This window comes from Peribacillus sp. NPDC096447, assembly GCF_044762725.1.
Lineage (GTDB): Bacteria > Bacillota > Bacilli > Bacillales > DSM-1321 > Peribacillus.
Map to the genome: position 1 here is coordinate 26,503 of NZ_JBIWEV010000007.1, position 12,429 is coordinate 38,931.

Genomic DNA, 12,429 nt, shown 5'->3' on the forward strand with positions numbered 1-12,429 from the left:
GAGTAAACACCAAGTATTTAAAATCATTTTTTTAAGGAGTGTTACTGTTATGTATGTTGGACGTGATATGACAGAGTTGTCGATGATGAAAAAATCGGATTGGGAAAATAGTGAACTTGCCTATTTTCATCACTCCCTTCAACAAATGGTACCTTATTTAAACCAAGAAGGACAGAGTATCCATAGCGAAATCGTCAAAGAAATTGAAAATAGAGGCGGACTTAATAGACAAGAAGCAGATTATACTCATGGAACAAAAACCATTTACGATTGATTTTATACGGATATCGCTTTAATAATCAACAAAAGGAAGAGGATATCTTAGCGGATATCCTCTTTTAGCATAATATCCCTGTTCCCACGGATTTACAAATCGCACCCAAAATATAAAGAATGTAATATGATTGAACCCACGATTGATTGAATGACTATAATCATTTATTCAATACACTCTTTTTCTTTATATGCTTTCATCATTTTTTGGTGGGAAACCGGAAATGCTAACTCATCCATCTCTGCTTCACTCACCCACTTAAGTTGCTGTTCTCTTAATGTCTCTTCACTGATGGCTTCTTTGACCACTCCGATATACGTGTCCACTTTCCAAACGAGGTGTGAGAAAACATGTTCAATTCTCACAAGTGATTCAGTGATTTCCGGTTTGACGCCATACATTTCCTGAAACCGACTCTCGAAGAACTCCCTCTTATGCAAAAGGGATGAATGGTTTTCGAAATTCGGATATTCCCAAAGATTTGCAAGCAATCCTTCTGGTGCTCGCTTGTGAATTAAAAACCCACCTTTTTCATTCGTTAAAACGGCAGCTACAATTGGTACATCCCGCGTTTTTTTCTTTTGGATTTTTACCGGCAATTCCGACTGAACCCCAGCTTCAAATGCTAGACAATGACTTTGAACGGGACATAATAGGCAGGCAGGCTTACCTGGTGTACAAATCAATGCTCCAAGTTCCATCAACGCTTGATTGAATGCAGAAGTATGCTCATGATCGATCAGCTTTCTGACGGCTGCTTCGAAAGTTTTTCTTGTCTTTGGCTTTGCTATGTCTTCATATATCATCAATATCCTTGATAAAACACGCATGACGTTTCCATCAACGGCTGGCTCCGGCTTACCGTATGCGATACTAAGTATCGCACCAGCTGTATAAGGGCCGACACCTTTCAATTTAGATATTTCCTCGGGATCATCCGGTACAATCCCATTATAGGATGCCTTCACTTCCTGAACGGCACTATGCAGATTCCTTACACGTGAATAATATCCCAGCCCTTCCCATGCTTTTAGGATTTTCTCTTCATCGGCATTGGCAAAATCCTCGAGTGTAGGGAACCATTCCACAAATCGGTTGAAATAAGGAATCACCGTGTCCACTCTCGTTTGCTGCAGCATTATTTCAGAAACCCAAACACGGTACGGGTCCTTATTTTCCCTCCATGGCAATTCTCTTTGTTCTTCGAGAAACCAGGAAACCAAATCTTTTTGAAATTCATCGATTTTTATTTTTTCTATTGTCGGGATCATTATTTCTTTCACATCAGTTCCTCCAAAGATGTTACACTCTTATCAAAATTGGGAATACCTATAGTAGGCCATTCTTTTTTTAATATCATGTTCATATTCATTTATTTTGTATAGGTTCACGGAAATAAATCAAAATTATATTCATTTGATGGTTAATATATAAATACGGTATGATGAAAGAAGACCATTTTTTTCAAATTGTGGCAGGGAGGTTAGTTTTTTGGATACAGGTACTCACTTTGTCATGGGAATTGCTCTTGGAGGTCTTGCCACATTAGATCCTGTCATTGCGCAGAGCCCAGTCACTGCAAGTGCAGTCATAGCAGGTACGATATTGGGATCACAAGCTCCGGACATTGACACTGTTTTAAAATTAAGGAATAACGCTGTATATATACGAAACCACCGTGGAGTCACGCATTCCATTCCCGCTGTTTTACTTTGGCCCTTGATTATCAGCGGAGCACTTTTCGCCTTCATACCTGAAGCAAATTACCTACATCTTTGGCTTTGGACCTTTTTAGCCGTTTTCCTTCACGTATTCGTGGATATATTCAATGCTTATGGGACCCAGGCTCTTAGGCCGATTTCGTCAAAATGGGTAGCTTTAGGGGTCATCAATACATTTGACCCGTTCATTTTTGGAATACATGTTGCCGGCCTGATATTATGGGGCTTTGGATTTCCTCCAGGCTATTTATTTCTTTCCATTTACGGAATACTCGTCATTTATTATATTTCCAGGTTCAGGGAACAAGCTTTTATAAAAAAAGTGGTCAAAAAGCAAATTCCAGGAGCAAGGAAAATTCTATTATCACCGACCATGCGTTTTCATCGCTGGAAAATTGCGGTTATTACCGAAAAGAATTATTATGTGGCACGGGCCGATAATGGATATGTGACGATTCTAGATACGTTCGATCGAGTGCCATTGCCTGAAAGTGAAATTCTCGAAGCCGCCAAGAAGGATATCAACTTGGCAGCCTTTCTGTCCTTTTCGCCGGTTTACCGCTTTGAAATCGAACAGATAAAAGAATATTATGAAGTCCGTTTTATCGATTTAAGATACCGCAGCAATGGATATTACCCGTTTGTGGCAGTGGTCCATTTAGACAGCGAATTGAATATCTTGAATTCTTATACCGGCTGGATCTTTAGCGAAGCGAAACTGCAGAAGAAATTGAATATTATTTTGTAGCGTACTGAAAAAAGAGCTGATTCCAGGGAACCCCTCTGGAATCAGCTTTTTTAATGCACTCGATTCTGCTGATTTAATAACTGTTGATATTTAGGGTTTTTTGCAATGAATTCGTGGAATTGCTCACCATAGTTATCAATCCAGGTCCTTACAACGCGCGATGTCATTTCTTCTCCGGCATATTCATGCCCGGCCTTTGCATAGGTCGCCTCGAAATCTTCCCATAATAATTCCACCCAAGTCAAAGCCTGCTCATACGTGATGTGTTCATTTTTCTCAAGCAGTATCTTGGTTAATCTTTCATGGTAATCATTCATTAGAACCACCTCATTGCCAATATTTTTACAGAATGAACTATACTGTTCCATACCCATACTAGTGGTAAGCGGAAACGCTTCTGTCTTTAATCTGATGCTTGGAGGAGAAAAATTTGCGAAATAAACAAAAAGGATTCCCCAACCAAAACAATAATAAATTCCAAGGCGAGCCTCGTGCCAAAGCAAGATATGCTTCAAAGCGTGCAGATGGCAGTATTAATACACACCCTCAAGAAAGAATGAAAGCATCAAACGAGCGATCGAATTAAAAGTTGCACCAAAAGGAATCGGGTACTTCCCCGGTTCCTTTTTATTTTAACATTGAAATCGGCAGTGCTTCTTCCTTACCGCTTCCACCTAAGCGGTATCCCCAGGCGAATACACCATTCATATAATCAATTTTGAAATAGACACCGGGATCTCCGTCAATTTGATATATTTCACCTTTTTTGAAATCATCCGGATTTAACAAATAGGCCTTGGCCATCGTCACTTTTCGTTCCAATACTGAAAATTCATTAACCATTCCCAATTGCTCTGCTTTTCTCGCTTTTTCAGTCAACGCTGCAATTTCCTGCTGTAGTTCATAGGCGGACAACTTGCTGTATCTTACGTCGCTCATATATATGACTCCTTAAATGAAATATTAATTTACCTCTATATTAAACAAAATTTTGAGATTTGGCTATCAATGCACTTAATCCCCATCAAGATTGGAAAGATAACGCTCAATCAATTCTATTGGAAAACCTTTTCGGTATAATGCCTGCTTCATTTTTTGTTCATATTCGAAGCCTTCATGGTTTTTATATCGACGTTGCATTTTTTCGGCATGGTGGCAAAGAGAATCCCATTGTTCATCTTCATCCTTTTCAACCGTCACATCTTCAAGTGCTTCATGGATGACATCTCTAGGGAAGCCTTTCCGTAACAAGGTTTGTTCAACCTTCAGCCTTAAAGCTCGTTCGGAAATGTTTTTTTCCTTTTTGACCGCTTTTCCAGCAAGTTTCCTTGCATGTTCAATCTGAATATCATAGGGGTATTCCTTCAATGCCTCGACAACCAACTTTTCTTGCACCCCTTTTTCCTTAAGCTCGAGCTTAAGGGTAGTGGGCCCTTTATTGCCTCCATTCACATGGGTCCGTACGTAAGCCTTGGCAAATTCAAGGTCGTCTAAATAGTTAAAGCTGTAAAGTTTATGTATCGCTTCCTTAATGATCGGCTCTTCCGTTTCCTTCTTTTTTAAATAAAGGCGAATTTCCGATTCCGATCGCATCCGGTATGATAAATAATTAAGTGCATCGGTAAATGCTTTTTGGATTTCATCATGGAATTGTATTTCAGCCAAAAGCAGGTCATCAAGTTCCATACCCTTTTTCAAATGAAATTTCAATAGCACTTCTTCGTCTACACTGAAGGCATATTTTTCGTCAACGAAAATGTTATAACGATCTTTACGTTTCTTTTGGGTTGTTATTTTTGTTATGTTTGGCATAAATCCACCCCCACCCCTACTTTACCCCTTTACGTTTACCATTTCTATATATAGCATGTCTAAAAATGAAAAAAGAACATGGGCATGTTAAAGTGAAGGAAAGAAAGGGAAAGGAAGTGGTTTTCATGAAAATAGCCATTGCTGGTGGAAGCGGTTTTGTCGGCACAGCCCTTATTGATGAATTATCAAAAGAAAATCATGATATATATATTTTGACCCGTCATCCTGAAAAATTTAATAAACAGACTAATTTGACATATATCGGCTGGTTGACCAAGGAAGCAAAGCCGGAAAAGCACTTGGCGGGGCTCGATGTTTTCATTAACCTTGCTGGTGAATCTTTAAACAGCGGGCGTTGGACACCTGAACGAAAACGCCGGATTGTCGAAAGCAGGGTCGAAGCTTCCAAAGAGATGAACCGGATCATTTCCTTACTGCCTGATAAAGTGTCCGTCATCATTAATGCAAGTGCAATCGGATATTATGGTATTTCGGACGATGAAACCTTTACCGAAACCTCTGAATCCATTGGTGATGATTTCTTGGCCCGTACTGTTCAACTATGGGAAAAGGAAGCGGCTAAATCACGCGCTTACAGTAAAAGGTTGATCCTGACAAGATTCGGGGTGATTCTTGGAGAAAAAGACGGTGCACTGCCAATGATGGTCCTCCCCTATAAACTATTCGGCGGAGGAAAGATGGGCAAAGGGAATCAGTGGCTTTCCTGGATTCATATCCATGACGTGGTCCGTGCAATCATCTTTTGCATGAACGATGCTCGGATAGAAGGTCCAGTCAATTTTACGGCACCGAACCCCGTTCAGATGGATACATTCGGGAAAACGATAGGAGCTGTCCTGCACCGGCCCCATTGGTTGCCCGTACCTCCCTTCTTCCTCAAGAAACTGCTTGGGGAGATGAGCATACTTGTACTTGAAGGGCAAAATGTCCTTCCCACTAAACTTAAAGAGGAAGGATTCACCTTCTCCTTTCCAACCCTTAAAGAAGCTTTACAAAATATCTTAAAAGAAGATTCTCACGTATGAAAGGGTCATTTTAGGAAAAAATAGGGATATTAAGTGGAATGGAGATGATCTAATTGCTCAAAAAACACGATAAAGAGAAAAGTAACTTAACTAGTACACAAGCGATTCTTTATGCTCGCGAATTTAAAAAAGCAGATCGAGCTGGTGGATATACCGAAAAGAAATCCCGTCGTTAAGTTTGGAGTTTTTTCCCGTACATTTTGAACAGCCACTCAACACAAAATAAGCTGGAGATGATTAATGAATTCATCTCCAGCTTATTTTTTATTCTAGGGGGCGCTAACATGGGACGCAATAACATACACCATAATCGAGATAAGAACAAACAGAAACTTCCTCAGGTTCCTAAAAACCTGAAAAGTGACGGACTTGACGTTGAATATTCTTCCGAACTGGCTGACCAGGAAGACATCGAGGCACAAGCCCGGGCAAATGCGGCTGACCGCCGTGCTCATAATCGCCGCTTATAAGCAGGAGAAACCAACCAAGGGGCTGTAAATCAGCCCCTTAGGTTTTCTTTATTTACATAGCTTATCCACAGCCCTGTGTATATTGTGGATATATTCTGAAAATACTGATAAAAAACAAGTACAATAAATCACCTTATCAACATGAAAATAATGTTATTTCTGGATAACCCTGTGGATTATGTGGATAAAGGGGATTATAAGCTAACCGCTCTGCATTATTGTTGTGGATAACTATTCTTTCTCCTTTAATTGTTCCACAGGATTATTATTTATATAATAACTATCTGTTACGGTCTTATTAAATGTCTTCCCTCCAAGTATTATCGCATGCCAAATGACTTTTCCAACCTTAACTTGTCATAGTTTTAAATTGACCCCGCATTAAAGAAGGTTCCCCAAACTTTTTCCATCAGCATTTTCTTCTTCCAACTGTTTACGAAGCAAGAATTTTTGCATCTTCCCACTTGCGTTTCGAGGCAGCTCATTACTGAAGATATATCTTCTTGGACGTTTATAGTTCGCCAGTGTTTCACTGTTCTTACACCAGGTTTCTAAGTCGGATTCCGCTAGCGAAGGGTCTTTGGCTACGATGAAGGCCGTCACCATTTCCCCCCAATGATCATCTGGCTGACCAAGGACTGCACAGTCGAGAACTCCTGGATGCTCATATAATGTATCTTCCACCTCACGTGGATAAATATTTTCCCCTCCAGAAATGATCATGTCGTCCACACGGTCCTTGACCCACAGATATCCATCCTCATCCAGGAAACCGATGTCACCGGAATGGTACCAGCCTTTGTAAAGCGCAGTTTCGGTCTCTCTATCTTTTTGAAAGTAACCCTGCATGATACATGGACCCTTCACAAGGATCTCCCCTGTTTCCCCAGGTTCAAGCATATCCTCGGGATCCGATGGCCCTTCATCATTCGGACGGACAATGATGATTTCATGATCGGAACATGCCTTGCCGGCAGATCCCGCTTTCCTAATTTGATCTTCCTCCAATAGGAGAGTGATGGCGGGACCCATTTCAGTCATTCCATAAGCTTGGATGAACTGGATGCCGAGTTTCTCCTGACAGGCCCTTACAAGTGAGGGGGCCATCGGGGCTGCTCCATAAAGCCCAAGCTTCAAACTCTGGAATTTATAATCATCCAAGTTTTCCTGAATGAGCATGTTCCACATCGTAGGAGCAGCAAAAAACTTGGTGATCCCCTCGGATTCAATCAGTTCCATGACTTTTCTGGGATTAAACTGATGTAATATGACATTTGCGGCACCGACCTGTACACGAGGTAAAAAGGAACAGTGCAATTCGGCACAATGGAACATCGGTGCTGTAATCAAACCGATATCAGAGCGTTCGTACTTCATTGCCTCTATTAAAATCGCTGCTTGTTTGACCATATCTTTATGAAGGTGAATGACCCCTTTGGGACGTCCGGTAGTCCCGCTCGTATACATGATGGCATAGATATCATCCTCGTGAACATCCACTTCTTCTGGCTTTGATGAGATACTGGCCATTTTCTGGCGGTAACCTTTGGCATATCCAGGCACATCATCATCAATATACCAGAAGGCCGTTTCCGAAAATCGCTTTTCAACCGCGGCAACGTTCGCTTCCAATTCGTGTTCGAATAAAACGACCTTCGGAGCAGCGTCGTTCAAGATGAAGGCCAACTCTTCCGGCATTAAACGGAAGTTGATTGGATTAAAGATTGCACCGATTTTTGCACAGGCAAAGAATGCTGTTGCAAGCTCTTCATTATTGTAAAGGTACGTAGAGACCCTGTCCCCTTTTCGCACCCCTTCCGCTTGAAGGGCCGCCGCCAACCTATTCACCTGCTCATTCCATTGAATGTACGTATAGCGGATATTTCTTCTCACGTCGTAGATAGCTTCTTTAATGGGGAATTCCTGAACCGTCTGATCAAAGATATTTTTAATCGTTACTGACATATCATTTTCCTCCTCAAGTAGGCCCACCATCAGCAGGAAGAGTTCAGGCAAAGCCTGCGATGGTCGGCTTCATCCCTTTTTCAGCTTTTACTTTCGTGCGAATTACGAATATTCATAAATGGAATGTCCAGATTCAGTCCAATCTTTCAATGATGGTCGCATTCGCCATCCCATGGCCTTCACACATTGTTTGCAGCCCATAACGGCCGCCCGTCCTTTCTAACTCATGGATCATTGACACCATCAATCTTGCCCCGCTTCCGCCAAGAGGATGACCCAAGGCAATCGCCCCGCCATTTGGATTCAGTTTCTTCGGGTCTGCCCCCGTTTCTTTTAGCCAGGCAATCGGTACAGGAGCGAAAGCCTCATTCACTTCAAAGATGTCGATATCATCAATTGTAAGACCTGCTTTTTCCAAAGCTTTTTGGGTAGCGGGAATCGGCCCCGTAAGCATCAGGGTGGGATCTGAGCCGACAACAACCCGTGTATGCACTTTAAAGCGCGGTTTCAATCCAAGCTCCTCAGCTTTACTGCGTTCCATCAATAATAAAGCGGCAGCACCGTCACTGATTTGACTTGAATTCCCTGCATGGATTAAACCGTCTGCTTGGAAAACCGGTTTCAATCCACCAAGTACTTCAAGAGTAGTTCCACCCCTTGGGCCTTGATCTTCCGTAACTTCGATATGATTTCCTTCTTTATCAGTACCCGATACTGTTATCATTTCACGGTTAAAATATCCTTCTTTTTGAGCACGTATTGCCTTGGCATGACTCTCCACGGAAAACTGATCACAATCTTCACGTGTTATTCCCCACTTATCGGCGATTCTCTCAGCTGATAAACCTTGGTTGATCACCTCATAAAGGTCCATATACTTTTGACTTGTTACAGCACCTTGATAATTAGACCCCATGGGAACTCGTGACATGTTTTCCACTCCACCGGCCACTACCACATCCATATCACCCGACAAGATGGCCTGGGAAGCGAAGTGGACTGCCTGCTGACTTGATCCGCATTGACGGTCAATCGTCGTTCCCGGAACTTCAATCGGAAATCCGGCAATCAGTGCAGCAACCCTTGCTATATCACCGGCCTGTTCGCCCGACTGTGAAACACAGCCTAAAATGACATCATCGATACTAGCCGGATCGATGCCCGCCTTTTCAATCAGCTTCTTCAATACTTCCCCTGCCAGATCATCAGGGCGGACGTCTTTCAAGACACCGTTCCTTCTGCCTACTGGCGTGCGAATCCCTTCAACGATAACCACTTCCCGCATATACTCTCTTCCCTTCTCATCCTATTTATTAAATTAAAGACCCATATTCTTAGCGATGATCTTCTTCATGATTTCATTTGTCCCGGCATAGATGCTCGCCACCGGAACATCCCGATACCTTCTGGCAATCTTGTATTCCTCCATATATCCATAGCCGCCATGGAGCTGCATGCATTCAATGGATATTTTTCTGGCAGTCTCCGTCAAACGCCATTTTGCCATCGAAACTTCCGTTACGACCTGTTCACCAGCCATATGTTTGGCGATCAATTGATCTAGGAAGGCACGCCCCATTTTGATTTCCGTTGCCATTTCCGCGATTTTGAATTGAGTATTTTGAAACTGACTTACGGATTTTCCGAACGCTTCCCTGCCCTTCACATACTCAATCGTATCGGCCAGCATATCCTCAGATGCGGTTTGAGCACAAATTGCCACCACAAGTCGTTCCTGCTGCAGTTTATCCATTAGGTAATTAAACCCTTTGCCTTCTTCACCAAGCAGGTTTTCCTTTGGAACACGGCAATCCTCGAAGATGAGCTCTGCTGTATCCTGACTGTGCAAACCAAGCTTCTTCAGTTTTCGCCCCCTGGAAAACCCGGGTGTATCCCTTTCGACCACGACTAAGCTAACGCCTTTATGTTTCGGAACGGCATTTGGATCCGTTTTACAGGCAACGATGACCAAATCCGAATGTATGCCATTCGTGATGAATGTCTTTTGGCCATTTACTATGTAATGATCTCCATCCAAAATGGCAGTCGTTTTAATATTGGCCAAATCCGAACCTGTACCAGGCTCTGTCATGGCAATGGCTGTAATGATTTCCCCCGTCGTGCATTTGGGAAGCCAACGCTGTTTCTGCGACTCATTTCCGTATGCGGAAATATACGGAACGGTGATGTCACTGTGAAGTCCGAAACCAATGAAACCAGAACCGACTCTTTCCAATTCCTCATTAATTATGACTGCAAAGCCCCAATCTACCCCTGAACCCCCATACTCTTCTCCTAGGTCCGGACATAAAAAACCCTGTTCCCCCATTTTCACCCAAAATGACCGGGGAATGATCCTCTCTTCTTCCCATCGTTCATAGTGGGGAACTGCTTCTTTCTCTAAAAACTTTCGGAATGACTTACGGAAAATCTCATGATCTTCACTTAGGTATGGATGTTTCATCTGTTTTATCTCCTCTCTTAATTCTTTGTCGGAGGCTCTTTTCCTGGATTTAGAATGGATTGCCCTGAAGGAATTAACAACTTACCTGGGTGACATTCTAATGGCCCCATCCAGTCTGATGGTTTCCCCATTCAGCATTGGATTCGTTATGATGCTTTCCGTTAGTTTAGCGTACTCTTCTGGATACCCGAGCCTTGATGGGAATGGTACGGTTTTCCCTAATGACGTCCTAGCTTCATCAGGTAACGAATCGAACATCGGAGTTTGGAATAGACCCGGTGCAATCGATACGACACGTATCCCTTTGCTGGCAAGCTCCCTTGCGATTGGCAGAGTCATACCAACAATCCCACCCTTGGAGGCACTATATGCGGCTTGTCCGATTTGTCCTTCAAAGGCAGCGACCGAAGCAGTATTGATAATGACTCCACGCTCCCCCTCTTGATTCGGCTCATTTTCGACCATTTTTTCCGCCGCAAGCCGGATTACGTTAAACGTACCGACCAAATTGATTTGCACGACTTTTGAGAACGCTTTCAATTCATGTGTACCTTTTCTGCCTATGACCTTCTCTGCAATTGCAATGCCTGCACAGTTGATGACCGCATTGATGCTCCCGAATTTTTTCATCCCTTCATCCAACGCCACCGATACGCTTTCTTCACTTGTTACATCCGTTTTAATAAATAGGACTGAATCTCCCAATTCCTGAGCCATTTTAGCGCCTTTTTCCTCAGAGAGGTCAAATATGACCGCTTTTCCACCTTTTTTAATGATGTTTCTTACTGTCGCGGCTCCAAGACCTGAAGCTCCTCCTGTCACAACTGCAATCGTTTCTTGAATTTCCAAAATCCTCACCCCATTTGTTTCTAGAATATATATTCATCTTTCACTATCATCAAAACCTATTTTCAAGATTAATTTCACCGCTTGCCTGTTTTATCGTTCACTTTCAAGTCATGAAGGGTTTCGGTAAAGCCTTTGATTACCTGTTCAAAATCCTGCTTCAACCCATCCAGCTCTTTAATGCGTTCATTTATTTCGTTCAGCTTCTGTCCTGCAGTTTCAATCGTTTTTTCCAATTGCTTTATGCCTGTCCTATCCTTATCGAATAAAAGGACGATATCCTTTATTTCCACTAACGAAAAACCATACTTCTTACCGCGCATTATGATTTTGAGCTGTGCATATTCCTTCTTTCCATAAACCCTTTTTCCCGTTTCGGTACGCTTTGGTTTAAGCATACCCAGTTCCTCATAATATCGGAGGGTCCTTGTCGTCAATCCGAATTCTTTTGCTAAATCAGAAATGGTGTACATGTTAAAACCACACTTTGCAAAGGGATTATTTACCTTCATTTTAACATTGACGTTAACGTAAACTTCAATAATTATTCACAAAATTTATAATATATGAAACTGTATGAAAGATATAAATTGATATACTAAGGGTATATTCTTTTATAGAAGGGAATGATCGCTCAATGCTATGTTCAAAAATATTAGTTGCTTATGATGAATCTGAATTGGCACTTAAATCTTTAGAAAAAGCGATTGAATTAGCGAAGCTGGATCCCGCTATTGAAATCCAGGTGCTTCACGCTGTTACGCTGCCAATCAAACCAAATATATATGGCAATGCCTTTCAGGAAATTGAAGAATCCATGCTCAAGTATGGCAAGGAAGTGATTAAAAAAGCGGAAGCGCTTTTATCCGAAATCCCGAATGCATCCCAAACATTTGTCGTAGAGGGTTCAGCCATCACGACTTTATTGGAACATGCAAAATCCCAGAATTGTGACCTTATCATCATGGGCAGCCGCGGATTGAGTGGCTTCAAGGAATTCCTAGGCAGCGTGAGTCACTATATCGTTCAACATTCCCCAGTTCCCGTCTTGCTGGTCAAATAATATTCACGGCAGTACTCTTT

The 12,429-nt window shown here is 42.2% G+C and carries 16 protein-coding genes; 7 read left to right on the forward strand and 9 right to left on the reverse strand.

Annotation, left to right across the window (positions count from 1 at the left end; genetic code table 11):
* The first annotated feature begins 49 nt into the window (after positions 1 to 49).
* Positions 50 to 274: a hypothetical protein gene (locus ACIQZD_RS21695; RefSeq protein WP_061461732.1), complete on the forward strand. Its 225-nt coding sequence runs from the start codon at positions 50 to 52 to the stop codon at positions 272 to 274.
* A 164-nt stretch (positions 275 to 438) separates the two neighbouring features.
* Here the strand turns inward: ACIQZD_RS21695 and mutY are convergent, their stop codons facing one another.
* The gene (gene mutY / locus ACIQZD_RS21700; RefSeq protein ID WP_402906620.1) at positions 439 to 1,545 is read right to left on the reverse strand and encodes an A/G-specific adenine glycosylase; all 1,107 of its coding nucleotides are present in this window, start codon (positions 1,543 to 1,545) and stop codon (positions 439 to 441) included.
* A gap of 220 nt (positions 1,546 to 1,765) precedes the next feature.
* Here mutY and ACIQZD_RS21705 point away from each other — a divergent pair, with 220 nt between their 5' ends.
* Positions 1,766 to 2,743: a metal-dependent hydrolase gene (locus tag ACIQZD_RS21705; RefSeq protein WP_402906319.1), complete on the forward strand. Its 978-nt coding sequence runs from the start codon at positions 1,766 to 1,768 to the stop codon at positions 2,741 to 2,743.
* A gap of 50 nt (positions 2,744 to 2,793) precedes the next feature.
* Here ACIQZD_RS21705 and ACIQZD_RS21710 read toward each other — a convergent pair whose 3' ends face one another.
* Entirely contained in the window at positions 2,794 to 3,060 is a 267-nt protein-coding gene (locus ACIQZD_RS21710) for a YfhJ family protein (RefSeq protein ID WP_101225953.1), read from the reverse strand.
* A 113-nt stretch (positions 3,061 to 3,173) separates the two neighbouring features.
* On the opposite strand from ACIQZD_RS21710, the gene ACIQZD_RS21715 reads away from it, so the two are divergent.
* The gene (locus ACIQZD_RS21715; protein WP_034305387.1) at positions 3,174 to 3,329 is read left to right on the forward strand and encodes a small, acid-soluble spore protein K; all 156 of its coding nucleotides are present in this window, start codon (positions 3,174 to 3,176) and stop codon (positions 3,327 to 3,329) included.
* Between the two features lie 41 nt (positions 3,330 to 3,370).
* Here ACIQZD_RS21715 and ACIQZD_RS21720 read toward each other — a convergent pair whose 3' ends face one another.
* Both ACIQZD_RS21720 and recX read right to left on the reverse strand, forming a co-directional pair.
* The gene (locus ACIQZD_RS21720) at positions 3,371 to 3,682 is read right to left on the reverse strand and encodes a YfhH family protein (RefSeq protein WP_063234815.1); all 312 of its coding nucleotides are present in this window, start codon (positions 3,680 to 3,682) and stop codon (positions 3,371 to 3,373) included.
* A gap of 75 nt (positions 3,683 to 3,757) precedes the next feature.
* On the reverse strand, positions 3,758 to 4,555 hold the full coding sequence (gene recX / locus ACIQZD_RS21725; protein WP_402906322.1) for a recombination regulator RecX: 798 nt from the start codon (positions 4,553 to 4,555) through the stop codon (positions 3,758 to 3,760).
* Between the two features lie 125 nt (positions 4,556 to 4,680).
* On the opposite strand from recX, the gene ACIQZD_RS21730 reads away from it, so the two are divergent.
* The 3 genes from ACIQZD_RS21730 to ACIQZD_RS21740 all read left to right on the forward strand — a co-directional run bounded on the left by ACIQZD_RS21730 (position 4,681) and on the right by ACIQZD_RS21740 (position 6,071).
* Positions 4,681 to 5,601 carry a TIGR01777 family oxidoreductase gene (locus ACIQZD_RS21730; RefSeq protein ID WP_402906622.1) on the forward strand — a complete coding sequence of 307 codons (921 nt, stop codon included), beginning with the start codon at positions 4,681 to 4,683 and terminating at the stop codon, positions 5,599 to 5,601.
* Between the two features lie 53 nt (positions 5,602 to 5,654).
* On the forward strand, positions 5,655 to 5,777 hold the full coding sequence (locus ACIQZD_RS21735) for a YfhE family protein (protein ID WP_081088510.1): 123 nt from the start codon (positions 5,655 to 5,657) through the stop codon (positions 5,775 to 5,777).
* 108 nt (positions 5,778 to 5,885) lie between these two features.
* Entirely contained in the window at positions 5,886 to 6,071 is a 186-nt protein-coding gene (locus ACIQZD_RS21740; RefSeq protein ID WP_101225951.1) for a YfhD family protein, read from the forward strand.
* A 381-nt stretch (positions 6,072 to 6,452) separates the two neighbouring features.
* On the opposite strand, the gene ACIQZD_RS21745 is transcribed toward ACIQZD_RS21740, so the two are convergent.
* The 5 genes from ACIQZD_RS21745 to ACIQZD_RS21765 form a co-directional block, all read right to left on the reverse strand.
* Positions 6,453 to 8,036, reverse strand: coding sequence for a fatty acid--CoA ligase (locus ACIQZD_RS21745; RefSeq protein ID WP_402906324.1), 1,584 nt, complete (start codon positions 8,034 to 8,036; stop codon positions 6,453 to 6,455).
* A 133-nt stretch (positions 8,037 to 8,169) separates the two neighbouring features.
* Positions 8,170 to 9,321 carry a thiolase family protein gene (locus ACIQZD_RS21750; protein WP_402906326.1) on the reverse strand — a complete coding sequence of 384 codons (1,152 nt, stop codon included), beginning with the start codon at positions 9,319 to 9,321 and terminating at the stop codon, positions 8,170 to 8,172.
* A 33-nt stretch (positions 9,322 to 9,354) separates the two neighbouring features.
* Positions 9,355 to 10,500 carry an acyl-CoA dehydrogenase family protein gene (locus tag ACIQZD_RS21755; protein ID WP_402906328.1) on the reverse strand — a complete coding sequence of 382 codons (1,146 nt, stop codon included), beginning with the start codon at positions 10,498 to 10,500 and terminating at the stop codon, positions 9,355 to 9,357.
* An 81-nt stretch (positions 10,501 to 10,581) separates the two neighbouring features.
* On the reverse strand, positions 10,582 to 11,349 hold the full coding sequence (locus ACIQZD_RS21760) for a 3-hydroxyacyl-CoA dehydrogenase (protein ID WP_402906330.1): 768 nt from the start codon (positions 11,347 to 11,349) through the stop codon (positions 10,582 to 10,584).
* 74 nt (positions 11,350 to 11,423) lie between these two features.
* Complete coding sequence (locus tag ACIQZD_RS21765; protein WP_402906332.1) at positions 11,424 to 11,819, reverse strand: MerR family transcriptional regulator; 396 nt, start codon at positions 11,817 to 11,819, stop codon at positions 11,424 to 11,426.
* Positions 11,820 to 11,983: 164 nt separating this feature from the next.
* Between ACIQZD_RS21765 and ACIQZD_RS21770 the strand changes: the two genes are divergently transcribed.
* Entirely contained in the window at positions 11,984 to 12,409 is a 426-nt protein-coding gene (locus ACIQZD_RS21770) for a universal stress protein (RefSeq protein WP_137020306.1), read from the forward strand.
* The last annotated feature ends 20 nt before the right edge of the window (positions 12,410 to 12,429 follow it).

Bases quoted from the DNA above. Each gene is read 5' to 3' on its own strand.
- ACIQZD_RS21770 (WP_137020306.1), top strand. From the start codon at position 11,984: ATGCTATGTTCAAAAATATTAGTTGCTTATGATGAATCTGAATTGGCA.
- ACIQZD_RS21710 (WP_101225953.1), bottom strand. From the start codon at position 3,060: ATGAATGATTACCATGAAAGATTAACCAAGATACTGCTTGAGAAAAAT.
- ACIQZD_RS21720 (WP_063234815.1), bottom strand. From the start codon at position 3,682: ATGAGCGACGTAAGATACAGCAAGTTGTCCGCCTATGAACTACAGCAG.
- recX (WP_402906322.1), bottom strand. From the start codon at position 4,555: ATGCCAAACATAACAAAAATAACAACCCAAAAGAAACGTAAAGATCGT.
- ACIQZD_RS21765 (WP_402906332.1), bottom strand. From the start codon at position 11,819: ATGTACACCATTTCTGATTTAGCAAAAGAATTCGGATTGACGACAAGG.
- ACIQZD_RS21750 (WP_402906326.1), bottom strand. From the start codon at position 9,321: ATGCGGGAAGTGGTTATCGTTGAAGGGATTCGCACGCCAGTAGGCAGA.
- ACIQZD_RS21740 (WP_101225951.1), top strand. From the start codon at position 5,886: ATGGGACGCAATAACATACACCATAATCGAGATAAGAACAAACAGAAA.
- ACIQZD_RS21730 (WP_402906622.1), top strand. From the start codon at position 4,681: ATGAAAATAGCCATTGCTGGTGGAAGCGGTTTTGTCGGCACAGCCCTT.
- mutY (WP_402906620.1), bottom strand. From the start codon at position 1,545: ATGATCCCGACAATAGAAAAAATAAAAATCGATGAATTTCAAAAAGAT.
- ACIQZD_RS21755 (WP_402906328.1), bottom strand. From the start codon at position 10,500: ATGAAACATCCATACCTAAGTGAAGATCATGAGATTTTCCGTAAGTCA.
- ACIQZD_RS21745 (WP_402906324.1), bottom strand. From the start codon at position 8,036: ATGTCAGTAACGATTAAAAATATCTTTGATCAGACGGTTCAGGAATTC.
- ACIQZD_RS21695 (WP_061461732.1), top strand. From the start codon at position 50: ATGTATGTTGGACGTGATATGACAGAGTTGTCGATGATGAAAAAATCG.